The organism is Cupriavidus pauculus (genome assembly GCF_003854935.1).
Classification (GTDB): Bacteria; Pseudomonadota; Gammaproteobacteria; order Burkholderiales; family Burkholderiaceae; genus Cupriavidus; species Cupriavidus pauculus_C.
The window spans coordinates 1771524-1794139 of the sequence record NZ_CP033970.1; the positions used below are offsets into that span (position 1 = coordinate 1771524).

General features: G+C 67.7%; 21 protein-coding genes. 11 read left to right on the top strand and 10 right to left on the bottom strand.

Translation table 11 applies throughout. From position 1 onward, the window contains the following. Positions 1–124 precede the first annotated feature (124 nt). On the bottom strand, positions 125–1336 hold the full coding sequence (locus EHF44_RS26035; RefSeq protein ID WP_124686554.1) for a cytochrome P450: 1212 nt from the start codon (positions 1334–1336) through the stop codon (positions 125–127). Positions 1337–1679: 343 nt separating this feature from the next. On the opposite strand from EHF44_RS26035, the gene EHF44_RS26040 reads away from it, so the two are divergent. Then, complete coding sequence (locus tag EHF44_RS26040) at positions 1680–3023, top strand: epoxide hydrolase family protein (protein ID WP_124686555.1); 1344 nt, start codon at positions 1680–1682, stop codon at positions 3021–3023. A 111-nt stretch (positions 3024–3134) separates the two neighbouring features. Here the strand turns inward: EHF44_RS26040 and EHF44_RS26045 are convergent, their stop codons facing one another. Further along, positions 3135–4025 carry a DMT family transporter gene (locus EHF44_RS26045; RefSeq protein WP_124686556.1) on the bottom strand — a complete coding sequence of 297 codons (891 nt, stop codon included), beginning with the start codon at positions 4023–4025 and terminating at the stop codon, positions 3135–3137. A gap of 317 nt (positions 4026–4342) precedes the next feature. On the opposite strand from EHF44_RS26045, the gene EHF44_RS26050 reads away from it, so the two are divergent. From EHF44_RS26050 to EHF44_RS26075, 6 genes are read left to right on the top strand one after another with little or no spacing between them, the layout of a single operon-like run. Further along, entirely contained in the window at positions 4343–4852 is a 510-nt protein-coding gene (locus EHF44_RS26050) for a type IV pilin protein (RefSeq protein ID WP_124686557.1), read from the top strand. 4 nt (positions 4853–4856) lie between these two features. Next, complete coding sequence (locus tag EHF44_RS26055) at positions 4857–5342, top strand: GspH/FimT family pseudopilin (protein WP_124686558.1); 486 nt, start codon at positions 4857–4859, stop codon at positions 5340–5342. After that, positions 5339–5929, top strand: coding sequence for a type IV pilus modification PilV family protein (locus EHF44_RS26060; protein WP_124686559.1), 591 nt, complete (start codon positions 5339–5341; stop codon positions 5927–5929). Before EHF44_RS26055 ends, EHF44_RS26060 begins: the two co-directional genes overlap by 4 nt. After that, entirely contained in the window at positions 5929–6975 is a 1047-nt protein-coding gene (locus EHF44_RS26065; protein WP_124686785.1) for a PilW family protein, read from the top strand. The genes EHF44_RS26060 and EHF44_RS26065 overlap by 1 nt, the downstream gene beginning before the upstream one ends. Further along, entirely contained in the window at positions 6972–7523 is a 552-nt protein-coding gene (locus EHF44_RS26070) for a pilus assembly PilX family protein (RefSeq protein ID WP_124686560.1), read from the top strand. The genes EHF44_RS26065 and EHF44_RS26070 overlap by 4 nt, the downstream gene beginning before the upstream one ends. A 46-nt stretch (positions 7524–7569) precedes the next feature. Continuing rightward, positions 7570–10767, top strand: coding sequence for a pilus assembly protein (locus EHF44_RS26075; protein ID WP_124686561.1), 3198 nt, complete (start codon positions 7570–7572; stop codon positions 10765–10767). A gap of 46 nt (positions 10768–10813) precedes the next feature. On the opposite strand, the gene EHF44_RS26080 is transcribed toward EHF44_RS26075, so the two are convergent. Then, positions 10814–11698: a LysR family transcriptional regulator gene (locus EHF44_RS26080; RefSeq protein ID WP_124686786.1), complete on the bottom strand. Its 885-nt coding sequence runs from the start codon at positions 11696–11698 to the stop codon at positions 10814–10816. 130 nt (positions 11699–11828) lie between these two features. On the opposite strand from EHF44_RS26080, the gene argC reads away from it, so the two are divergent. Beyond that, positions 11829–12752, top strand: a complete 924-nt coding sequence (gene argC, locus EHF44_RS26085) for an N-acetyl-gamma-glutamyl-phosphate reductase (RefSeq protein ID WP_124686562.1) — start codon at positions 11829–11831, stop codon at positions 12750–12752. An 11-nt stretch (positions 12753–12763) separates the two neighbouring features. Here argC and EHF44_RS26090 read toward each other — a convergent pair whose 3' ends face one another. Then, on the bottom strand, positions 12764–13654 hold the full coding sequence (locus EHF44_RS26090) for a LysR family transcriptional regulator (protein WP_124686563.1): 891 nt from the start codon (positions 13652–13654) through the stop codon (positions 12764–12766). Positions 13655–13799: 145 nt separating this feature from the next. On the opposite strand from EHF44_RS26090, the gene EHF44_RS26095 reads away from it, so the two are divergent. Together EHF44_RS26095 and EHF44_RS26100 are read left to right on the top strand one after the other, a co-directional pair. Continuing rightward, positions 13800–14192, top strand: coding sequence for a carboxymuconolactone decarboxylase family protein (locus tag EHF44_RS26095; RefSeq protein ID WP_124686564.1), 393 nt, complete (start codon positions 13800–13802; stop codon positions 14190–14192). 113 nt (positions 14193–14305) lie between these two features. Then, positions 14306–14689 (top strand): YkvA family protein, encoded by a 384-nt coding sequence (locus tag EHF44_RS26100; protein ID WP_124686565.1) that lies wholly within the window; start codon positions 14306–14308, stop codon positions 14687–14689. A gap of 41 nt (positions 14690–14730) precedes the next feature. Here the strand turns inward: EHF44_RS26100 and EHF44_RS26105 are convergent, their stop codons facing one another. The 4 genes from EHF44_RS26105 to EHF44_RS26120 all read right to left on the bottom strand — a co-directional run bounded on the left by EHF44_RS26105 (position 14731) and on the right by EHF44_RS26120 (position 18789). Next, a complete protein-coding gene (locus tag EHF44_RS26105) occupies positions 14731–15720 on the bottom strand; it encodes a Bug family tripartite tricarboxylate transporter substrate binding protein (protein ID WP_124686566.1) in 990 nt (329 codons plus the stop codon). 45 nt (positions 15721–15765) lie between these two features. After that, entirely contained in the window at positions 15766–16569 is an 804-nt protein-coding gene (locus EHF44_RS26110; protein ID WP_253700229.1) for an SDR family NAD(P)-dependent oxidoreductase, read from the bottom strand. Continuing rightward, entirely contained in the window at positions 16566–17858 is a 1293-nt protein-coding gene (gene hisD, locus EHF44_RS26115) for a histidinol dehydrogenase (protein WP_124686567.1), read from the bottom strand. The genes EHF44_RS26110 and hisD overlap by 4 nt, the downstream gene beginning before the upstream one ends. 139 nt (positions 17859–17997) lie before the next feature. Continuing rightward, entirely contained in the window at positions 17998–18789 is a 792-nt protein-coding gene (locus tag EHF44_RS26120) for an HpcH/HpaI aldolase family protein (protein ID WP_124686568.1), read from the bottom strand. A 115-nt stretch (positions 18790–18904) separates the two neighbouring features. Here EHF44_RS26120 and EHF44_RS26125 point away from each other — a divergent pair, with 115 nt between their 5' ends. Further along, entirely contained in the window at positions 18905–19837 is a 933-nt protein-coding gene (locus EHF44_RS26125) for a LysR substrate-binding domain-containing protein (RefSeq protein ID WP_172966185.1), read from the top strand. A gap of 157 nt (positions 19838–19994) precedes the next feature. Here the strand turns inward: EHF44_RS26125 and EHF44_RS26130 are convergent, their stop codons facing one another. Together EHF44_RS26130 and EHF44_RS26135 are read right to left on the bottom strand one after the other, a co-directional pair. Beyond that, positions 19995–21047, bottom strand: a complete 1053-nt coding sequence (locus EHF44_RS26130) for a porin (RefSeq protein ID WP_124686570.1) — start codon at positions 21045–21047, stop codon at positions 19995–19997. Positions 21048–21140: 93 nt separating this feature from the next. Further along, positions 21141–22574, bottom strand: a complete 1434-nt coding sequence (locus EHF44_RS26135; protein WP_124686571.1) for an aldehyde dehydrogenase family protein — start codon at positions 22572–22574, stop codon at positions 21141–21143. Between the last annotated feature and the right edge of the window lie 42 nt (positions 22575–22616).

A 22616-nucleotide genomic window follows, 5' to 3' on the forward strand; every position in this document is an offset into this window, starting at 1 on the left:
CGTGCCTACGATTCTAGGCCGCACCCGCAGGCCGGAAATGTCGGATTGCGCCGGTCGACGCCGGATCTGCAGCACGCCGTGTGGCGCTATGCCGATCCTGCGGCATGACCTGCTGCGGGACCGCTCAGGCGCCGGTACGGACCGGCAGCGCCTGCACGCCCCGGAGGTTGTTGCGCCGGTGCCAGGACAGGCCGGCCAGGTCCACCGGTTGCAGGTTGGGAAAGCGGGTCAGCAGCCCCGTGATGGCCGATTCCAGCTCCAGCGTGGCCAGCCGGGCACCCAGGCAATAGTGGATGCCGCCGCCGAACGATAGCGACGGCGCGTCGGCGCGCGACAGGTCGAGCTGGTCGGGTTGGGGGAACACCGCCGGATCGCGGTTGGCGGCGCCCAGCAGCATGAAGACGATGCTGCCGCGCGGCACCACCACGTCGTCCAGCGCGATGTCCTCGAACGCGGTGCGCACCACCATCTGCACCGCGCCGTCGTGGCGCAGGCACTCGGCCACGGCGCGGGACACCATCGCCGGGTCGGACAGGCCGGCCTTGAGCTGCTGCAGCGCTTCCGGCGCGCGGAACAGCCCGATCAGCGTATTGCCGATCATGTTCGACGTGGTCTCGTGCCCCGCCACGAACAGCAGGATCACGTTCGAGATGATTTCCGCCTCGGTCAGCGTCGCGCCGTCCTGTTCCACGCCGATCAGGCTCGAAATCAGGTCGTCGCCCGGCTGCGTGCGGCGGCGCGCCACCACGTCGCGGAAGTACGCCTCCAGCGTCAGCGCGGCGTCGTTGGCATCGGCTAGCTGGCGCTCGTCCAGCGGCGCCAGATCGAGCGCGGTGGCCATCCGGCTGGCGGCGGAGCCCAACCGCACGCCGTCCTCGACGGGGATATCGAGCAGGCGGCAGATGATCTCTACGGGCAGCGGCAGCGCAAAGTCGGCGACGACGTCGAACTCGGTGCGATGGCCCACCCGGTCCAGCAGGCTGCGCGTGGTGGTGTCGACGATGCGCGCCAGCCCTTCCACCTGCCGGCGGTTGAACGCCTGCATCAGCAGCGCCCGCAGCCGGGTGTGGGCCGGCGGATTGATCATCAGGAAGGTGCGGCTGATCGCTTGGAACACCGGTGCCTGCGTGGCGGCCTCGCCGTAGCGGGCCTGCACGCTCTGCAGGTAGGTCTTGCCCATGCGGCGGTCGCGCAGCAGGGCGTCGATCACGTGGAACCGGCCGGTCACCCAGACGTTGGGGCCCAGCGGCAGCAGCGGCCCGGCGGCGCGGATCTGTTCGTAAAGCGGGTAGGGGTTTTCGAAGAAGGCGGGGGTGGCAAAGGACTCGAATTTCATCACGGGGTGTTCTTGTTATGGCGAGGGGAAACCTAAATCGGCCTGCGGAAAACGAAAAGCCCGCGGCGGGCTTTCGCGGAGAGTTATAGCAGCCGCTCGCCGGGCCAACCACCGGGCTCTGTATCGCAATGTATCCGCCCGCTTCACCGGTACAACCTGTTACAGACCTGGCTCGGCGGGCCTGAAATGTACGAGTTTGTATCGGCGCGCATGCGCGATACACACCGATCCAAAAAGGGGCCGGGGCCGACACTTGGCGCTCGTACTCGATGCCTAGACTGCGAGGGTCCATTCAGCCCGCGCTCGTTTCTGCCCGTCAGCAGCGCCAACCAGGAGCCTTCTCATGTCTTTCGGCATCGCCCGCAGCATCTCGCCATTCCCATCCGCCGCCCGCGCCATCGCCGCCGCTTCGGCGCTGGCCGCGCTGGCCCTGTCCGGCCATAGCCCGGCCGCCCATGCCGCCGACGCCGCGCCCAAGGCCCAGGCCGCCGCACCCGCCAAGGCGGACGAGAGCATCCGCCCGTTCCGCGTGCACGTGCCGCAGGCCCAGCTCGACGACCTGCGCAAGCGCATCGCGGCCACGCGCTGGCCCGACAAGGAAACCGTGGCCGACGACAGCCAGGGCATCCAGCTTGCCCGCGTGCAGGCGCTGGTCAAGTACTGGGGCACGCAATACGACTGGCGCAAGGCCGAGGCGCAGCTCAACGCGCTGCCGCAGTTCGTGACGAAGATCGACGGCGTCGACATCCAGTTCATCCACGTCCGTTCGCGCCATCCCAATGCGTTGCCGATCATCCTGACCCATGGCTGGCCGGGCTCGATCTTCGAGTTCATCAAGACGATCGGCCCGCTGACCGACCCCACGGCCTACGGCGGCCGCGCCGAGGATGCGTTCGACGTGGTGATCCCGTCGATTCCCGGCTATGGCTTCTCGGGGCGTCCCAAGGACCTGGGCTGGGGGCCGGACCGCACGGCGCGGGCGTGGGACGTGCTGATGAAGCGGCTTGGCTACACGCAATACGTGTCGCAGGGCGGCGACCACGGCTCGGTCATCTCCGATGCGCTGGCGCGCCAGGCGCCGCCGGGGCTCAAGGCCATCCACCTGAACATGCCGGCCACGGTGCCGGGGCCGCTGATGAAGTCGATCCTGGCCGGCGACGCCCCGCCCGCCGAGCTGACCGATCCCGAGCGCAAGGCCTACCAGTCGCTGAGCACGTTCTTCGGCCGCAATGCCGCCTATGGCGCGATGATGGTCACGCGGCCGCAGACCATCGGCTATTCGCTGGCCGATTCGCCGGCCGGGCTGGCGTCGTTCACGTACGAGAAGATCGCGGCGTGGAGCGACAGCAACGGCGAGCCGGAGCGCGTGCTGTCCCGCGACGCCATCCTGAACGACATCACGCTGTACTGGCTGACCAATACGGGCGCGTCGTCGTCGCGGTTCTACTGGGAGAACAACAACAACAACTTCAGCGCTGACGCCCAGAAGACGCGCGACATCAAGGTGCCGGTGGCCATCACGGTGTTCCCGCACGAGATCTACCAGGCGCCGGAAAGCTGGAGCAAGCAGGCGTACCCGTCGCTGTACTCGTACCGGACCGTGGCCAAGGGCGGGCATTTTGCCGCCTGGGAGCAGCCGCAGCTCTTTGCCGAGGAAATGCGCGCGGCCTTCAAGTCCGTGCGATGAACTGATTGTCCTGGGGTGCCGTTTTGTGGTGCGGTAGGGCGGCCCCGGTCCCTCCCCCGGCCCGCCCTTGGGCCCAGCCTGCGCGGCTGGGCCGTTTTTTTTGGCGCCGCGCTAGCGTCGCTGCGCCAGCCAGATGCCAGCGCCGATGCACAGCAGCCCCACGCCGTGGTACCAGTGCGGCGAATCCCCAAGCAGCACCGTCGACAGCATGGCCGCGAACAGCGGCGTCAGCGTGATGAAGAACACCGGCAACTGGGCCCCGGCGCGCGAAATGGCGCGGTCCCACGCAAAGTACGCAAGCAACGACGGCACCGTGCCCACGTAGAGCAGAATCCACCCCACCTTGCCGCTCCATTGCAGCGGCGCGTCCAGCGCGCTGATCTCCCAGGCCGCCATCGGCAGGCTGGCCACCACCCCCGTGAAGATCTGCGCGAACAGCAGCACCGGCAGCGGCAGGTCAGGCCGGCTCTTGCGCAGCAGCCACGTATAGAAGCTCCACGCCACCGTGGCGGCCAGCATGTACAGGTCGCCCGGCACGAAGGCAAGCTGGGCGAGCCGGCCGGGGTCGCCGCGCATCAGCACAAAGCCCACGCCCAACAGGCAGAGCAGGGCGCCGCCGATATGCCACGGCTTGAACCGCTCCCGGAAGAAGCAGGCGCCGATGATCAGCAGGAACAGCGGGGTCGACGCGCCGATCAGCGTGACGTTGATGGGCGTGGACGTGGTCAGCGCCAGGTACTGGAACGCGTTGTAGCTGGCGATGGACAGCACGCCCATGGCGCACAGCATGCCGAAGTGCCGCCTGATTGCCGCCCGGTGGGCCACGATGCCGCGCCAGGCATAGGGCGCCAGCAGGGCGCCGGCGATCAGCCAGCGCACGAGGTTCAGCGTGATCGGCGGCACGGTGCCGGCGGCCAGCCGGCCGACGATGGCATTGCCAGCCCACGCCAGCGGCGGAAATGTCAAAAGCAACAGCGTGGTGGAATCGAGGCGGGTTTTCATCGGTCGGGGTCGACGCGGGCACGGACGCAGAAGGGAATCCCGAAATATACGGGAATTGGCCGCCGCTGCCCGACCGGGGCGTCGCCGGCGCCACCGCCTGGGGGCGGGCGATGCTAGCGGCAAAGCCTTAATGCCAGATTAACGAAGGCTGGCGGATTGCGTGTTGCCGGATCAACCTGCCGGTTTTTTGCGTTTTGGCGACAGGTACATTCCCGATACGTGTAGAGCGTTGACCTGACGGGGGCGCCACTTCTAGACTCGTCGGCACAACAGTTCCTTGCGGCACAGGGTCGGCCGGAAAGAAAGGGAGCAAGAACATGGGCAAGCATCGCCCCACGGCGCAGGTGGGCCGCGCAGGCACGCGCGCGTCCGCGTCATTCGGGAAGCAGGGGGTACACCGGGGCGGCACGCCAGTGCATCGCGCCGGGGCAGGATTCACGCTCATCGAGCTGATGGTGACGGTCGCCATCATTGGCATCATCGCGGCCATTGCGCTGCCCAGCTATACCCAGTACATCGTCCGCAGCAACCGCACGGCCGCCGAATCGTACATGCTGGAGCTGTCCAGCCTGCAGGAACGGTTCATGGTGGACCGCCGCGCCTATGCCACCGACCTGACCGCGCTGAACGCGCCCACCGCGCCGGACAGCGTATCCCCGCACTACCAGATCACGATGGCGGCCACGGCCACGCCGCCCGCCTACACGATCACGGCCACGCCGATCAACGCCCAGGCGTCGCGCGATACCGGCTGCGGCACGCTGACCCTCAACCAGGCCGGCGCCAAGACCGCCAGCGGTACCGCGCCGACCGGCTGCTGGAAGTAAGACCATGGCCCTCCATCGCATCCACGTGGCCCAGCACCGCCGCGCAGGCGGCTTCACGCTGACCGAGCTGCTGGTGACGATGTCCGTGCTGGCCATCGTGGCCACGGCGGCGCTGCCCTCGTTCTCGCAGTTCATCGCCAGCCAGCGCGTGCGCAGTGCGGCCAGCGACCTTGCGTCGGCCTTCACGCTGATGCGCAGCGAGGCCGTCAAGCGCAACACGTCCACCACGCTGGCCCCGGATGGATCCACCTGGTCGGCCGGCTGGGTCATCAGCGCCGGCACCGAGCGGCTGCGCGGCTACGGCCCGTACGCCGGCATCACCATTACCACCAGCGGCGGCAACACGCTGTCGGTCGGCAACGACGGCCGGCCCGGCAACGGCAGCCAGACGTTCCAGGTGGCGATGGCTGACGGCAGCACCGCCAACGCGGTCTGCGTGCAGATCAGCGGCACGGGCCGCGTCGCGGCCATCGCGGGAGCCTGCTCATGAGCGTCCAGCATCGCTTCCACCGGAGCCGGCGCCGGCTGGCCGCGCAGCGCGGCGGCACGCTGATCGAGGTGCTGATCTCGATCGTGCTGGTACTCGTGGCCTTGCTGGGCACCGCCGGGCTGATCGCCCGGTCCGGCCAGTCGGAGATGGAGTCTTACCAGCGCGGGCAGGCGCTGACGCTGCTGCAGGACATGGTGAGCCGGCTCAATGCCAATCGCCAGGCCATCGGCTGCTACGCGAGCGGCGCCAGCGCCACGGTCATGGGCACGGCCACGGTGCCGCCGGCCGCCTGCACGGGCGGCAGCGACGCGCAGCGCGCGATGGCCGTGGCGGACCTGGCTGCATGGAACGCCGCGCTGCTGGGCAGCGCCGAGACCGACGGCAGCAACAAGGTTGGCGCGATGATCGGCGCCGTGGGCTGCATCGAGGCCATCGACGCGGCCACCCAGACCTACCGCGTCACCGTGGCCTGGCAGGGCCTTGCCAAGACCGCCGCGCCAGCACTGCCGTGCGGGCTGAACCGCTTCGGCAACGACGCCCACCGCCGCGTGGTCAGCGTGCAGGTGCGGATCGGGGTGCTGTCATGATGGCCCGCCAGAGGGTGACACGCGGCCGGCCGCTCGCCCGCCAGCGCGGGCTGTCGCTGGTCGAACTGATGGTGGCGATGACGCTGACGCTGCTGCTGCTCACGGCCATGGCGGCGCTGTATTTCCAGACCAGCCGCACCCGCAACGCCTTTGTGGAAAGCGGCGAGCAGATGGAAAACGGCCGGTACGCGCTAGACATCATGAGCCGCGAGATCGAGCTGGCCGGCTTCTTCGGGCCGTCCAGCGTGGCGCGCGGCGCCGTGGTCGCATCGCCGGACCTGTGCGCCGCCGACCCCGCCGCGCTGGGCTTTTCCGCATCGCCGGTCACCGTGCCGCTGGGCGTGCAGGGCTTTGCGCCGGGCACCGTGGCGCCTTGCCTGCCGAACCTGTTGCCGGGCTCCGAGATCGTGGCGGTGCGGCGCGTCAGTACCACGGCCGCTGGCGCGGCCACGGTCGGCACGCCTTACCTGCAGGCGTCGTACTGCGCAGACGACGCGCAGCCGGTGGTGTTCGGCGCCAGCGCGCCGGCCTTCACGCTGCGCACCAAGGCGTGCGACAGCACGGCCCCGGCCGAACTGCGCGCCGCCGTGGTACGCATCTTCTATCTGGCCGGCTGCGACCAGTGCAGCGGCAATGGCGACGGCCGGCCCACGCTCAAGATGGCCGAACTGGTCAACGGCGCGTTCCAGGTGCACGCGGTGGCCAATGGCATCGAGGACATGCACCTGGCCTACGGGGTGGACCTGGACGGCAACGGCGCGCCCGACTGCTACGTCGACGATCCGGGCGCCAACAATGCCGCCGCCTGTCCGAACGTGCCCACCTACGACTGGTCCGTGCCGCTGACGAACTGGCGCAACGTCACGGCCGTGCGTACCCAGCTGCTGGCCCGCACCGCCAGCGTGACCGGCGGCTGGACCGATCAACGCCGCTACGACCTGGGCCGCGCCGAGCCCAGCGGCCCTTTCCGCGACGGCTACAAGCGCCATGTCTACGCACAGCTCGCGCGCGTGATCAACGTCGCGGCTTCCCGGGAATCCCAATGAAACCATTCCGCCGCCGCCAGCAAGGCGCCACGCTGCTGATCACGCTGGTGTTCCTGGTCGTTTTCCTGATGCTGACGATTTCATTGGTCGGCTCCGGCGTGGTCAACACGAAGGTGACCGCGAACCAGCAGTATTCGGTGGAAGCCCGCCACGCCGCCCAGCAGGGCATCGAAAAGGCCATCAGCCAGGACTTCACGGCGGCACCGGCCGCGCAGGCCGTCAGCGTCGACGTGACCGGCGACGGCAAGGCCGACTACATCGCGCAGGTGTCCGCGCCGGTGTGCCAGACCAGCAAGCCTGTCAAGAACGTCGAACTCGACGAAACCAACGCGGACGACGTGTCGTGCTTCGTCGGCAACGGCAACAACAACACTGGCATCCTGCCCGCCGCCGGCGGCGGCAGCGGGGGCGGTGGCAATTCGCTGTGCAACGCCACCCAGTGGGACGTGGCCGCCACGGTCAACGACACCGCCACGACGTCCGCCCGCGCCACGCTGCACCAGGGCATTGCGGTCCGCGTGCCCTACGGCACGGCCTGTCCGTCCTGACCCGACAAACGTACCGAACCCTTCGCGCCAACCCAACAAAGCCCCCATGCGCACATCCGCTCTCAGCCTCGCGTTCGCCCTCTGCATGGCCACGGCAGCGTCTCCCAGCCTGGCCGAGGACATCGATCTCTACACGGGGCTGCAGCCTGAAGCGGGCAAGCCCAACGTGCTGATCCTGCTGGACAATGCGTCCACGTGGGATGCCGACGCCAACTTCACGTGTTCCACCGCCGGGGTGGTCAGCAGCAACAACGCCGGCAAGGACGTGGGCGCGCTGCAATGCGCGCTCTACAACGCCATCAGTTCGATACGGGATTCCAAGACGCTGTTCGGCAACATCAACGTGGGCCTGATGATGTTCGGCAGCGGCAGCAACGTCGGCGGGCGGATGCGCTACCCGGCGGCCGCGCCGTACAAGCTGCCGCTGATGGACGGCAGCGGCGTGGACGGCTTCCTGACCTACCTGAAGACCATCGACCGCCAGGCCGACAACGCCAACAACTCGCAGGTCGGCGGCGGGATGCAGGAAGCCTGGGCGTTCTTCTCGGGCAACACGGGGCTGTCCGGCACCAAGTACACGTCGCCGATCGACAACCCGTGCCAGCGCAACTTCATCATCTACATCGGCAACGCCGTGAACAACGGCAAGCCGCAGGACACGGGGCAGAACGCGTTCGATTCGCTGGTCAAGGCCGGCGCCAGCACGGCGCAGCAGCAGGAGATCGTGCTGCCGATGAACGCCAAGTACCAGAGCAGCTGGGGCGACGAATGGGCGCGCTTCCTGTACCAGACCGACGTGCGCGGCAACATGGACAACCGCCAGAACGTCACCACGTACACGATCGCCGTTACCGACGACAAGAACCCCGACTATGTGCAGCTTGCCGTCAGCATGGGCACCAATGGCGGCGGCAAGTCGTACACGGTCAAGCTGGGCGCCGTGAATGACCTGGCGTCGGCACTGGTGTCGATCTTCAACGAGGTGCAGGCGGTCAACAGCGTGTTCGCGTCGGTCAGCCTGCCGGCGTCGGTCAATGCGCAGGGCCAGTTCCTGAACCAGGTGTACATCGGCATGTTCCGGCCCGACGCCACCGCTGGCCCCCGCTGGATGGGCAACCTCAAGCAGTACAAGGTGGGCTACGACAAGACCGGCAAGCTGGTGCTGCAGGATGCCGTGGGCGAGTCGGCCATCAGCAACGCCCAGACCGGCTTCATCTCGCCCAACGCGGTCAGCTACTGGACGGCCGAGGCACCGCTGTCGTATGCGGGCGGGGCGTACGGTGCCACGGTCAAGGACTGGCCGGCCAAGGGCTACTGGCAGAACAGCCCCTCCGGTGCCGGCTGGAACCTCGATTCGCCCGATGGCGAAGTCGTCGAGAAGGGCGGCGTTGGGGAGATGATGCGCGCGCAGTGGCTGACCAGCCAGGGCTCGCGCACGCTGCTCACCTGCAACGGCATCGGCAATTGCCCGGTAGGTGGCGCGCTGCCGAGCTTCGATACGTCCAACACGTGGCTGACTGGCACCAGCGGCGTGGCGGCGGCCAATAGCGGCACCAGCGGCGCGGCCGCGATCCCGGCGTCCGAGATGCCCAAGCTGATCGCATGGGTGCGCGGCCAGGACGTCAGCGCGGCCGACACCAAGACCAGCAAGAGCATGGCTGGCGCCGAAGGCGAGCCGGGGCCGGGATCGCCGGTGACGGTCCGCCCGTCGATCCATGCCGACGTGCTGCATTCGCGTCCGGCCGTGGTCAACTACGGCGGCACCACTGGCGTCGTGGTGTTTTACGGCACCAACGACGGCGTGTTCCACGCAGTCAACGGCAACCAGAAGGCCGGCATGGGCACCGTGCGGCCTGGCGGCGAGATGTGGGGCTTTGTCGCGCCCGAGTTCCTGGGCAAGCTGAGCCGCCTCTACACCAACTCGCCGGAGATCAAGCTGTCGACCACGCCGGACGGCATCACGCCAACCCCCAAGCCACGCGACTACTTCTTCGACGGCAGCACCACGGTCATGCAGGACATGCGCGACGCCGCCAATCCGCGCGTGATGCTGTACCTGACCGCCCGGCGCGGCGGGCGGCTGGTCTATGCGCTCGACGTCAGCAACCCGGCCGTGCCGCGCTTTGCCTGGAAGCGGTCCAGCGACGACATCGCGGAGCTGGGCCAGACGTGGTCGCAGCCCAAGGTCGCCCGCGTGCGCGGCTACGCCAATCCGGTCATCATCATGGGCGCCGGCTACGACCCCGCCGAGGACAGCGACCCGTCGCCGGGCGTCAACACGATGGGCCGCGGCGTGATCGTGCTGGACGCGTACACCGGCAACGTCGTGTGGTCGGCCCAGCCGTCTTGCGCCGGCGCAAGCGGCACCTGCACCGAGGTGCCGGCGATGACGCGCGCCATCCCGTCCGACGTGACCACGGTGGACCGCAACAGCGACGGCTACGTCGAGCGCATCTACGTGGGCGACGTGGGCGGCAACCTCTGGCGCGCCGACTTCGAAACCACGGCCGGCAACGCCCCCGCCAACTGGGCGATGGCCAGGCTGGCCGCGCTGGGCGGCGCCGCCAACACCAACAACGCGCGCAAGTTCTTCTACGCGCCCGACGTCATCTCCACGCGCGGCTACGACGCCGTGTCGATCGGCTCGGGCGACCGCGAGCATCCGCTGTATTCGGCGTCGGCCACACCGGGCACGGCCTACAACGTGGTGAACCGGCTCTACATGATCCGCGACGTCAACACGATGAACCTGCCGGCCACATGGACGCCCCTGACCGAAGCCAACCTCGTGGACGCTACCAGCACCCCCTACGACGGCTCGCGCTCCGGCTTCTTCATCACGCTGGTGAACCCGGGGGAAAAGGCGGTGAACGCGCCGCTGACCGTGGCCGGCTACACCAGCGTCGGCACCAACACGCCGTCGGTGCCCAAGCCCGGCGTCTGCTACCCCAACCTCGGCATCGCGCGCAGCTATTCGTACAGCTTCCTGACCAGCGCCGGCCAGAACGCCGACCGCTCGATCATCCTCGACGGCGGCGGCTTCCCGCCATCGTCGGTCTTCGGCGTGATCAACGTCGACAAGGACGGCCAGCCCACCGTGGTCCCGGTGCTGTTCGGCGCCGGCAACCAGACCGGCAACGCCGGCGGCGACGACAAGTCCGCGCTCGGCGTGCAGAAGGTGACGCTGACCGGCGTGGGCAAGCGCAAGCGGATCTACTGGTACTCGGAGACGGACCGGAAGTAGGGCGGCTATCCGCCGGCAATGACCCAGGTGCACCTGCCACTACTGGCTATGCGAGCCGGAGGTCCCACAGCGCGTCCAGCACGTGCTGCGTGGCGCGTTCGACGGGGCCGGCGCGATGCGCGATGCCGAGGCGTCGCCATAAAGCCGGGCGCAGTGGGCGCATGACGATACGCGGGTCGGGCACGGGCGTCGTGGCCTCGTGGGGCAGCAGCGCCGCGCCGTAGCCGGAAGCGACCAGGCTCTTGATGGCATCGTTGTAGTTAAGCTGGATGCGTGGCACAGGCTGGTGTCCCGCTGCAGCAAACCACTCCGCGGTCTGGCGCGATAGCCGGGTGGTGGCGTCATTCAGGATCAGCGGCTGGGTGGCCAGCCAATCGGGCGTGACGCGTTCCGGGCACTGCCAGTGCGCCGGGAGGAAGGCCATCACAGGGTCCCGACGCCATGGTTTGATCACCAGACCGGCTACTGGCGGTTGCGGCAGGGCGACCAGCCCGATATCCAGCGTGCCGTTCGCCAGTCGGGACAACGTTTCCTGCGAGGTCAGCACTGCGATCTGAACGTCGATGGCGGGATGCTGCTGGCGCAGTACCTCCAGCGCCTGCGGCAGCAGATGCGCGATGGCGCCGGTCGACGCACCCAGGCGCGCGCGGCCGGCAAGCCCTTCCACCTGGCGCCGTATGTCGTCGAACGCCTGCTCGGCATCGGCCAGCAGCCGACGACCCCTTTCCACCAGCACCTCGCCAATGGCAGATGGCCTGACCTGTCCACGCTTGCGCGAAAGGAGTGGTGCGCCGACCCGCTGTTCCAGTTCGGCGATGTGCAGGCTGACCGTGGGCGGCGCCAGATGCAAGGCGCGCGCCGCCTCGGCGAACGAGCCATGGTCGGCAATGGCGACCAGCGTACGCAGGCGGTCCAGGCTGATTTCGCGCATGGCGGCTCCAATGCTGAATTCAGGAAGGATGAATGTCACGGTTGTGAAATTCAACTTTTCCTATTCTAGCCGCCACTGCAAGATAGGACTCCTTCGACCTCAATGCTGCAGCAGCCACTGGAGATTCCGCATGAGCGCTCCCCTTGTTTTCATCGACGGCGACCAAGGTACGACCGGGTTGCAGATCCACGAGCGGCTGCGCGGCCGCACCGACCTTCGCGTGATGACGCTGGCGGCAACGGAACGCAAGGACCTGCGGCGGCGTGCGGAAGCGATCAACGGCTGCGACATCGCCATCCTGTGCCTGCCCGACGCAGCCGCGCGCGACGCAGTCGGCGCCATCGTCAATCCTGCGGTTCGCGTGATCGACGCCAGTTCCGCGCACCGGACGCACGCCGACTGGACCTATGGCTTTCCGGAGATGGCACCAGATCAGGCTGCGCACATCGCCACCGCGCAGCGGGTTACCAATCCCGGCTGCTATCCGACTGGCGCAATTGGCTTGCTAAGGCCGCTGGTGCAGGCGGGCCTGGTGCCCGCCAGCTATCCGCTCAGCATCCATGCCGTATCGGGCTACTCGGGGCGCGGACGGGCAGGGGTGGAGGCGTACGAAGGCGGGGATGCCGTGGGCGCGCCGCCGTTTCAGGTGTACGGCCTGGCGCTTGCGCACAAGCATCCGCCGGAGATCCAGCAGCACGCGGGGCTTGCGCAGCGTCCCATCTTCGTGCCGGCCTACGGCGCGTTCCGGCAGGGCATCGTCCTGACGGTGCCGTTCGACGCGCGGTTGCTGCCGCACGGCGTGGATGGCGCGACGCTGCACGCCTGCCTGGCGCAGCACTATGCAGAGTCCCGGCACGTCCACGTCATGCCGATGAATGACGGTGCCGAGTACCTCGATCCGCAGGTGATGAACGGTACGAACGACATGCAGTTGCGCGTGTCGGCCAACGCCGAGCACGGCCACATCCTGCTCTCGGCGGTGTTCGACAACCTGGGCAAAGGCGCTTCCGGTGCCGCGGTGCAGAACCTCGACCTCATGCTGACACGCCAATAGGTGGCGCCAGTCTAGGCGGGCCGCTTCGGCCTGGCCGCTGCGACGAGGACATCGCGGATGTCTGTCCGATCGCTCGGCAAGGCCAGGCCGATGCCGACCGAAAGTTCTTCGCCTTCGGCTAGCGGGCGGTACACGACCCCCGCGCGCCGGAACGCGGTGAACGATTTCGGGAGCAGGGCGATGCCCCGGCCATTCGCAACGTCGGCAAGCAGGACGTGATGGTCCGCCGGCTCTTTCAGTTTTGACGGCGCAAAGCCGTGACGGACGAAGACTGTCTGGCAGTGGTCGTAGAAGGCAGGCTGCCGCGCGCGTTCGAACCAGAAGACGGGCTGCCGCGCCAGATCCGCAAGGCCGACGGTCCGGCGCTTCGCCAGTGCATGGCTCGACGGGATCGCGGCAATCATTGGCAGGCGGTCCAGTTCCAGCACGTCCAGCCCGTGCACTTCCGTAGGCAGTGCGATAAACGCCGCGTCGAGCTTGCCGGCGCGGAGCTGCCTGATCAGCCGTGGCGACGTGTCGGAAGCGGTGGACACCATGGTTTCGGGATGGCTGGCTTGCATGCGCTGAGCCAGGCCGCGAAACCAAGCCGGTTCCACCGCGCTGGTCAGGCCGACCCGGAGATTCGACGGAAGGCCCTTCGTGGCCAGCGCTGCCTCCGCTTCGCGCAGCATTCGCGCGATGTTTCGCGCATACGGCAGCAGCTTTTCCCCGGCAGCGGTGAGCGTCACGCCTTTCGTGTTCCGGTCGAACAGTCGCACGCCAAGTCGCGCTTCTAGCTCTCGGATCGCCCGGCTCAGGGGCGGCTGTGACAGATGCAACGTCTCTGCCGCCTGCCGGAAGCTCAGCGCATCGGCTACGGCAAGGAACAACGTCAGGGATCGGGAATCAAGGCGCTCGGACATACCAAAAAGGTATCACGAACTCGGTCATTCCGTTCCGCCGGCGTGTGCCATAGAGTGGCCACATCAACCCTCTGGAGAACGTCATGCACCTGTTCCACCGTACTGTCCGGGCGAGCGTCGCCCTTGATTGCCGGGGAGATGCCCGATGAACGCCGATCGTTACGCACGCGGAATGCGCATGCTGGAAGCCGTCGATGGCGCCACCGGTCAGGAAGTGGTCAAGAACCTCGCCCGGTCGTTCCCCGACTTCGCCCGCTACATCGTCGAGTTTCCGTTTGGCGATATCTACGCCCGCGATGGACTGGGCCTGCGCGAGCGCGAACTGGCGACCGTTGCGGCGTTGTGCGCGCTCGGCAATGCCTCGCCGCAGCTCCGCGTACACGTGCATGCGGCCTTGCACGTCGGCTGTCTGCCGCGCGAGGTGGTGGAAGTCGTCATGCAGATGGCGGTGTACGCGGGGTTTCCTGCCGCCTTGAACGGGCTCTCCGTGGTGCGCGAGGTCTTTGCCAAAAGCGGGATTGCGCTGCCGCTGGACTGACGCTACCCCGGCAACGCGCCTTCGACCTGCGCTTGTTCCGCGTTCCTGCAAAATAAGCAACTTTCCGGCACCCTTGGCACGGCATGCGCCGTGCGTCCCACGCCCCCTTGAAGATGGCCATCCTTACCAACCTGCGCGCCTGGGCGCGACGCATCAAGCGCGACGGCGTGACGCTCTGGTTCGCCTGTCGGCATCCGGGGACGCCCGTGCTGGCCAAGGCGCTGTGCGTCTTCGTGGTCGCGTACGCGCTCAGCCCGATCGACCTGGTGCCCGATTTCATGCCGGTGCTGGGCTACGTCGACGACGTCCTGCTGCTGCCCGGCCTGATCTGGCTGGCGGTCAAACTGATGCCTGACCACGTGCTGGCGGACTGCCGCACACAGGCTGACCGCTGGTTCGAAGCTCGGCGCGACAAGCCGACCTCCTACTGGGGGATCGCGCTGGTGGCCGGCGTCTGGGCGGCCGTGATCTATGCGATCTGGTCGGCCCTCCGCTGAATCCGGAATCCAGCGTCGGCCGCGACCACGGCCGCCCCGCGTTACTCAGGCTGCACGCCCGTGTCGCGCGTGACCTTGCCCCACTTTGCAATTTCCGCTTTCTGGAATGCGGCAAACGTGGAGGGCGTCATCGGCTGCGGCTCGACGCCAAGCGCACGCAGCCGCTGCAGCACCGCCGGCGTATTGACGACCGCCGAGATCTCGCTCGACAGCCGGTCGACGATCGGCTTCGGCGTGCCGGCCGGCGCGAAGATGCCTTGCCACGACTGCATCTCGAAGCCCTTCAGGCCCTGGTCAGCCAGCGGCAGCACGCCGGGCAGGCTCGCCAGCGCATGGCTGGACGACACCCCCAGTGCGCGAACGCGCTTGCCATCGAGCATCGGCTTGGCCGCCGCCACCGTCTCGAACACCAGGTCGATCTGCCCGCCGATCAGGTCCGTCATCGCGGCGGCGCCACCCTTGTAGGAGATCTGCTGCAACTGCGTGCCGGTGATGCTCTGGAACAGCTGCCCCGACAACTGCTGCGAACTGCCGGGCCCGGCCGTGCCGAAGGTCAGCGAACCGGGCTTGGCCTTCAGCGCCGCGACAATCTGGTCCACCGACTTGTAGGGGCTGTCATTCGCCACGACGAGCACGTTGCTGACCGTGCCCACGAGGTTCACCGCCACAAAGTCCTTCAACGGGTCGTAGTTGAGCTTCTTGTAGAAGAACGGGTTCACGGCGTGCGTCGTGATGGTCCCTTCCATGATCGTGTAGCCATCGGCGTCGGCACGCGCCACCAGTTGCGTGCCCAGGATGCCCGAGACGCCGGGCCTGTTGTCGATGACGACCGGCTGTCCCAGCCGCTTCGACAAGCCTTCGGCCACGATGCGCGCGGTGGCATCGGTGACGCCGCCGGGCGAGAAGGGCACCACAAGCTTGATCGGCTTGCTAGGCCACGTATCGGCCCGCACGCCGGTGGCGACACTGGCTAGCGACAGTCCGGCAATGGCAAGCGCGATGCACGCGGCACGGTGGGCTAGGGCTTTCATGATCAGTCTCCATGTTGTTCTGGGAAGGTAAGGCGAGGCAGGGCGTCAGTACAAGGGCCGCCCGCCGTCGACGGGAATTGCCACGCCAGTGGTGAACGGCATCGCGCCAGCGGCCACGAGTACCGCCGTGGCCACTTCAGCGGGGTCGGCAAGCCGGCCGAGCGGTGTCAGCCGCGCCTGCATGTCGCGCCAGGCCGGGTCCATCGCCCGCACGAAATCGGTGTCGACGAGCCCGGGCGAGACCGACAGCACGCGGATGCGTGGCGCCAGTGCGCGGGCCAGCGACGCCGTCACGTTGTCCAGCGCCGCCTTGGACGCACAGTAGGCGATGTTGCTGCCCATGGCCGTCCGCGCCGCGACGGACGAGATGTTGATGATGACCGGGCTGTCCGCCGCCTCCAGCAGCGTGCGGAATGCCCGCACCATCGCGATCGGCCCGCGCACGTTGGTGGCCAGCACCATGTCGATGAGCGCATCGTCGAGCCCGTCGAGGTCATCGTGCCGCACATACCGCGTGGTGCCCGCGCAATTGACCAGCACATCCACACGGCCGAACGCTTCGGCTACTTGGGCGGCGCTGCGCGCCAGCGCGGCGCTGTCGGTCACTGGCAACGGCACGGCCACATGGCCGATCTGGCTGACCTGGCCGGGGCCGGGCACGGGCAGGGCGCGCGCCAACGCCAGGGCGTCGTCGGCCGAGCGGTTGTACCCGGCCACCACCGACGCGCCCATCTCGGCGAATGCGCGGCAGATGGCGGAACCGAGTCCGCCGGTGGCGCCGGTCACGACGACCACCTTGCCCGTGAAATCGATCTGCCCGCTCATGGCCGTGCGCGCGGCGTTGCTCATGCTGCGTGGCGCGGCTTGCCGTAGCGGCGCACGCGAATGTCGGCCTGTTCCTTGTGCCCGGCAAAGCCTTCGAGCGCACACAGCCGCGAGCAGTACTCGCCGATCATGGCCGACGCCTCGTCGGTCGTCACGCGCTGGTACGTGCAGGTCTTGATGAACTTGCCCACCCACAGCCCGCCCGTGTAGCGCGCGGCGCGCGTGGTCGGCAGCGTGTGATTGGTGCCGATGACCTTGTCGCCGTAGGACACGTTGGTGCGGGCGCCCAGGAACAGCGCGCCGTAGTTCGTCATGTGCTGCAGGAAGTAGTCCGGATCGCGGGTCATGACCTGCACATGCTCCGACGCGATGCGGTCTGCCTCGGCCACCATCTCCTCGTACGAATCGCACAGGATGATCTCGCCGTATTCCTCCCACGCCACGCGGGCGATCGGCGCCGTCGGCAGGATGGCCAGCTGGCGCGCGATCTCGGCCGGCACGGCTTCGGCAAGCGCGCGCGAGTTGGTCAGCAGGATGGCGGGAGAGTTGGGGCCGTGCTCGGCCTGGCCCAGCAGGTCGGCCACGGCGAGTTCGGCATCGCAGGTATCGTCGGCGATGATCAGCGTCTCCGTCGGGCCGGCCAGCAGGTCGATGCCCACGCGGCCGAACAGTTGGCGCTTGGCTTCGGCCACATAGGCATTGCCGGGGCCCACGATCATGTCGACGGGTTCGATGTGTTCCGTCCCCAGCGCCATCGCGGCGATGGCCTGCACGCCACCCATGCAATAGATCTCGTCGGCGCCGGCCAGATGCATGGCGGCCACGATGGCCGGCGACGGCTTGCCATCGAACGGCGGGGCGGCGGCAATCACCCGCTTCACGCCGGCCACCTTTGCGGTCAGCACGCTCATGTGGGCCGATGCCACCAGCGGATACTTGCCACCGGGGATGTAGCAGCCGACGCTGTTGACGGGCAGGTTCTTGTGGCCCAGCACCACGCCCGGCAGCGTCTCCACCTCGACATCGCGCATCGAATCCTTCTGGATCTGCGCGAAGCGTCGAATCTGGTCCTGCGCGAAGCGGATATCGGCCAGCACATCGGGCGACAGCGACGCCACGCACGCTTCGATTTCCGCCTGCGACAGGCGGAATTGCTTCGGTTCCCACTTGTCGAACTGCGCGGAGTACTCGCGCACCGCAGCGTCGCCCCGGCTGGCGATCTGCGCCAGGATGCCGGCGACGGTGTCGCGCACCTGCGCCTGGATTTCGGTCTTCACTGCCTGCGGCTTCGACGTCTTCAAGTATTGGGCCATGCTGTATCTCCTTGGATGAGTGCCAGGCGCGCACGACGCCGGGACGCACTGCGCCCGGTCGCGGCTGCGATCCTGCGATGTCTTGAAATGGTTGGATGCCGGCGGGCGCACCAGAACGCGCGCGGGCCGGCGCGACGCGCTAGTAGCGCAACGCGGGTGAGACGACGTCCTGCCCGCCCTGGGCGGCCTGACGGAACGCCTGGGTGATCAGGCTGGTGGCGACCGTGGCGAAGTAGCGGGCACCGAACGCGCCATAGCGTCGCTCGTCATCGGGGCTGAGCGCGATGATGCCGGCGCACTTGCCCTGCGACTGGACCGCACGCAGCGCCTGCTCGATGGCCGCGGCCACGGCGGGCGTCTTCCAGTCGTTGCCATAGCCCATCGCGTGGGCAAGGTCGTTGGGGCCGACGAACACCGCGTCGATGCCATCCACGGCGGCAATGGCCTCGGCATTGGCCACGCCCGTGGGCGTTTCGATCATCGCGATGAGCGCCACGCCCGCATTGCTGCGCGCCGTATGCGCCGCGCCGGGAAACGCGCCGTAGCCGGCGGCCCGCCCGCTGAAAGCGCTGCCGCGCCGGCCGATGGACGGGTAGCGCACGCGCTGTACCAGCTCGCGCGCATCGTCGGCGGTCTCGATCATCGGCACCTGCACGCCGCTGGCACCCATGTCCAGCACGCGGGGGATGTCTTCCATGAAGCAGCGCACCACGGGAATAATGCCGCTGGCCCGCGCCGCGCGCAGCATATGCTCGGTGGTTTCGAAATCCGCGGCGCCGTGTTCGTTGTCGATGATGACGAATGTGAAGCCGGCATAGGCGCACATTTCCACGAGGGCCGGGCTGGGCATTGCCGTGAAGATGCCGCGCAGGGGCTGGTCGCCGCGCAGCAGCGCCGGCAGGCGGTCGTCGATGGGGTGCTGGATGGTCATGTCTCGCATCTTGTCGTTGTCACGGCGCATGGGGCGGCCGGGTGAAGACATTCTGCGACCAGGCGAGTTATATTTCCAATATTACTTCTGTATCTCATTTATACAGCGCCTGTATATGTACAACCCGCTCGAACTCCGTGTGCTGACCTCGTTCCTGGTGCTGGCCGACGAACTGAATTTCACGCGCGCCGCGCGCCGGCTGAACATGACGCAGCCGCCGCTGAGCCTGCAGATCAAACAGCTCGAAGCCCAGATCGGCGCGCAGTTGTTCGAGCGCACCAAGCGCAGCGTGCGGCTGACGCCGGCAGGGCAGGTCTTGCGCGCCGAGGCCGAGAAGCTGTTCGATATCGAGCATCGCGCCCGCCAGATGGTGACGCAGGCCAACCGGGGCGAGGACGTCGGCCATCTCAGCATCGGCCTGACGGCAATCTCCGCTGTGGAACTCGTGCCAAACATCCTGCGCCGGTTTTCCGCGCGCGTGCCCGGCGTCCTGTACTCGCTGCGCGAGATCAGCTCCGAGGCCATGCTGCAGGCCCTGCTGCGCAACGAACTCGACGTCGCCATCCTGCGGCCGCCGGTTACCGATCCGCGCCTGCAGGCGCGGCGGCTGATGTCAGAGCCCTACGTGCTGGCCGTGCCGGTCGATCATCCATTGGCCACGCAGCGCAAGGTCCACGCCCGCGACCTCGACGGCCAGAGCCTGGCCACGCTGGAACGGCGATTCGGGCAGTACGCGCACGACCTGATGATGACCTGGCTGGCCGAGCACAACGTGGTGCCGCTGCGCATGCACGACGCCGCGCGCCATCACGCGATGATGTCCATGGTGGCGGCCGGCATCGCGGTGTCGCTGGTGCCGGCGTCCGCCGCCGCGCAGCCCATCAAGGGGGTGGTCTATCGCCGCCTGGCGGATCGGGACGTTCCCGCGCTGGAACTCTGGGTCGCCTTCCACAAGGAAATCGGCAATCCGATGACGTTGCCGTTCGTGACGCAGGCGGTGGAATCCGCCGCGGGCTACAAGATCGGGGCGGAGTGTTTTGGGGGGTAGGGGGGCTGAACAAGGCGTCGATGAATCCCGCAGAGGTGAAGGCGGAGATCCTGCGCATGATGGGGCAGTGGCTGCAATAGCCTCTGCACGAAATCGGCTCCTCTAGCCTCGTGCCAGCCGGACCCCTCACCGCCGCCCGGCTGGCACGCACCCCGATTCAGAACTTGTGGCGAATGCCGGTCGTCACGCCAATCCGCGTGCCATGGCCGTAGAACGGCGTGACGAAGGTGGGCTGCGCGGCCAGCGTGCGCCATGTGCCGTTGAGGGTCGTGTAGTCGGCTTCGATGTAGACGTCGGTGCGCTTGCTGAAGTTGTAGTCCAGCATGACCGCACCGGTGAAGCGGTTGCCGCTGTCGCCGTTGATCTTCATGCGGTCGTAGGTGCCGGTGACCAGCAGCATCCATGCGTCGCTGAACGAGTGTTTGGCGCCCGCGTAGAACGCGTTGTCGCGATAGCCCGCGTTGTTGTACGTGCTCCGGGTGAAGCCGGCGTTGAACTGCGTCCTGCCCAGCTTGTACGTGCCGCCGACGGACCAGACCTGCTGGTCGCTCCGGGGCACGACCGTGCCGAAGTAGGTGCTGGTGTCGCGCATGACCTGGTAGCCGCCGGCCAGCTTGAGCGGGCCGCTGGCGTACGTCACGCTGGCCCCGGTGGACGAGGATGTCTTGAAGCTGCCGGCGACTTCGCCGAAGGCATGTTGCGCGGCCAGCGTCACGGGGCCGAACGTGCCCGCGTACTTCAGCATGTTGTCCTGCCGCACGCCGCCGGTGTAGTTGCCGCTCTGGAAGGCGACCAGGCCCAGGTTGGGCAGCGCCATGGTGTCGTAACTGGCGATGACTTCGTGGATCACGGTAAAGTCGCGGCCCAGCTTCAGCGTGCCGAAGTCGCCTGACAGGCCGACGAAAGCCTTGCGGCCGAACAGGCGCCCGCCCTGCGAGGCCATGCCCGTGTCGGGCAGGAAGCCGTTTTCCAGCACGAACAACGCCTGGTAGCCACCGCCCAGGTCTTCCGTGCCGGCCAGGCCCCAGCGCGTGCCGGTCAGCACGCCGTCGCCCATCTGGACCTTGCCGCTGCCGTTCGCATTCTCGTGCGTGGTGTAGCGGATGGTGGTATCGACCAGGCCGTACAGCGTGACGCTTGACTGCGCCAGGGCCAGTGTCGGGCTCGCACCGCCGCAGGCCACGCATAGCGGCAGGATGATCTTCCTCATGTTGTCTCCGTGATTTTTTGGATGGATGTAAGGCGGCGGCCGATTGCGGCGCGCCACCGTGGGACTGCGAAAACGTGTGTTGGCGCGCCGGTGTCAGGCCCGGATGTATGCGGTCTTGCTCGTTGTGAAGAACTCCCGCGCTGCCCAGCCTTGTTCGTGGGGGCCCGATGAGGAACCTTTGGTGCCGCCGAACGGCACGTGGTAGTCGACGCCCGCCGTGGGCGCGTTGACCATCACCATCCCGGCCTGAAGCCCGCGGCGAAAGCGCGTGGCCCGCGCCAGCGATTGCGTGCACACCCCGGCCGACAGGCCGAAGCTGGAGTCATTGGCCAGCGCCAGCGCATGGTCGTCGTCGCGGGCGCGCAGCACGGCCGCGATGGGGCCGAAGATTTCGTCCCGCGCGATGCGCATGTCCGGGTGGCAATCGGCAAAGATGGCTGGCGAGAAGAAGAATCCCTCGGTATCGGTACGGAGCCGCTCGCCGCCGACCACGAGCCGCGCCCCTTCGACCTGCCCGATCGAGACATACCGCAGGTTCTTGTCGAGCTGCACCGCATCGACGACGGGGCCGATATCGGTGCGGTCCTCCAGCGCATGGCCCACCCGCAACTGGCTTGTCGCTGCCACGAAGGCGGAAAGAAAGCGGTCGTGGATGGCGTCGGCGACGATGATCCGGGACGCTGCCGTGCAGCGCTGACCGGTGGAGTAGAAGGCGCCCTGTACCGCGGCGTCGACGGCCACGTCCAGCGCGGCATCGTCCAGCACCACAAGGGGATTCTTGCCCCCCAACTCCAGTTGCAGCCGCTTGCCGGCCGCTGCCGCGGCGACTGCAATGCGTCGTCCGGTCGCCTCCGATCCCGTGAAGGAGATGGCCGTCACGCGCGGATCGGTGGTCAACGTGGCGCCCAGTTCCGCGCCGTGGCCCATCACGAGGTTGAACACGCCGTGCGGCAGGCCGCTGCGCGACAGGATGTCGGCCAACGCCCAGGCGCAGCCGGGCACCAGCTCGGCCGGCTTGAACACCACGCAATTGCCGAAGGCGAGGGCAGGGGCGATCTTCCAGGCGGGAATCGCGATCGGGAAGTTCCAAGGCGTGATGATGCTGATGACGCCGACAGGCTCGGCCGTGACTTCTACCTCGATGCCGGGCCGGGTGGAGGGCAGGTGCTGACCATGGGGGCGCAGCGCTTCCTGCGCGTAGTACTTGAAGATGTGGCCGGCGCGCGTGACTTCGCCAATCGCCTCGCGCAGCGTCTTGCCTTCTTCACGGGCCAGCAGCCGGCCCAGCTCGTCCTTGCGGGCGAGGATTTCCAGGCCCACGCGCTCCAGTACGTCGGCGCGCTGCTGGACGGGGCTCTGGGACCACATGGGAAAGGCACTGGACGCGGCGGCAATCGCCTGTTCGGCCATGTCCGGCGTGGCCAGGGCCGCGTAGCCGACGACCTCCGTGGTTTCCGAAGGATTGATGTTCGGCGCCCACCGCTCGGCGCCGATCCATTGCCCGTCGATCAGGTTCTCGTATCTCATTGGATTTTGGATTTTGGAAAATCCAATGTATAGTAAGGTCAC

Bases quoted from the DNA above. Each gene is read 5' to 3' on its own strand.
- EHF44_RS26120 (WP_124686568.1), bottom strand. From the start codon at position 18,789: ATGACCATCCAGCACCCCATCGACGACCGCCTGCCGGCGCTGCTGCGC.
- EHF44_RS26100 (WP_124686565.1), top strand. From the start codon at position 14,306: ATGGCCATCCTTACCAACCTGCGCGCCTGGGCGCGACGCATCAAGCGC.
- EHF44_RS26125 (WP_172966185.1), top strand. From the start codon at position 18,905: ATGTACAACCCGCTCGAACTCCGTGTGCTGACCTCGTTCCTGGTGCTG.
- argC (WP_124686562.1), top strand. From the start codon at position 11,829: ATGAGCGCTCCCCTTGTTTTCATCGACGGCGACCAAGGTACGACCGGG.
- EHF44_RS26045 (WP_124686556.1), bottom strand. From the start codon at position 4,025: ATGAAAACCCGCCTCGATTCCACCACGCTGTTGCTTTTGACATTTCCG.
- EHF44_RS26035 (WP_124686554.1), bottom strand. From the start codon at position 1,336: ATGAAATTCGAGTCCTTTGCCACCCCCGCCTTCTTCGAAAACCCCTAC.
- EHF44_RS26135 (WP_124686571.1), bottom strand. From the start codon at position 22,574: ATGAGATACGAGAACCTGATCGACGGGCAATGGATCGGCGCCGAGCGG.
- EHF44_RS26110 (WP_253700229.1), bottom strand. From the start codon at position 16,569: ATGAGCAACGCCGCGCGCACGGCCATGAGCGGGCAGATCGATTTCACG.
- EHF44_RS26055 (WP_124686558.1), top strand. From the start codon at position 4,857: ATGGCCCTCCATCGCATCCACGTGGCCCAGCACCGCCGCGCAGGCGGC.
- EHF44_RS26090 (WP_124686563.1), bottom strand. From the start codon at position 13,654: ATGTCCGAGCGCCTTGATTCCCGATCCCTGACGTTGTTCCTTGCCGTA.
- EHF44_RS26050 (WP_124686557.1), top strand. From the start codon at position 4,343: ATGGGCAAGCATCGCCCCACGGCGCAGGTGGGCCGCGCAGGCACGCGC.
- EHF44_RS26075 (WP_124686561.1), top strand. From the start codon at position 7,570: ATGCGCACATCCGCTCTCAGCCTCGCGTTCGCCCTCTGCATGGCCACG.
- EHF44_RS26095 (WP_124686564.1), top strand. From the start codon at position 13,800: ATGAACGCCGATCGTTACGCACGCGGAATGCGCATGCTGGAAGCCGTC.
- EHF44_RS26040 (WP_124686555.1), top strand. From the start codon at position 1,680: ATGTCTTTCGGCATCGCCCGCAGCATCTCGCCATTCCCATCCGCCGCC.
- EHF44_RS26105 (WP_124686566.1), bottom strand. From the start codon at position 15,720: ATGAAAGCCCTAGCCCACCGTGCCGCGTGCATCGCGCTTGCCATTGCC.
- EHF44_RS26130 (WP_124686570.1), bottom strand. From the start codon at position 21,047: ATGAGGAAGATCATCCTGCCGCTATGCGTGGCCTGCGGCGGTGCGAGC.
- EHF44_RS26065 (WP_124686785.1), top strand. From the start codon at position 5,929: ATGGCCCGCCAGAGGGTGACACGCGGCCGGCCGCTCGCCCGCCAGCGC.
- EHF44_RS26080 (WP_124686786.1), bottom strand. From the start codon at position 11,698: ATGCGCGAAATCAGCCTGGACCGCCTGCGTACGCTGGTCGCCATTGCC.
- EHF44_RS26070 (WP_124686560.1), top strand. From the start codon at position 6,972: ATGAAACCATTCCGCCGCCGCCAGCAAGGCGCCACGCTGCTGATCACG.
- EHF44_RS26060 (WP_124686559.1), top strand. From the start codon at position 5,339: ATGAGCGTCCAGCATCGCTTCCACCGGAGCCGGCGCCGGCTGGCCGCG.
- hisD (WP_124686567.1), bottom strand. From the start codon at position 17,858: ATGGCCCAATACTTGAAGACGTCGAAGCCGCAGGCAGTGAAGACCGAA.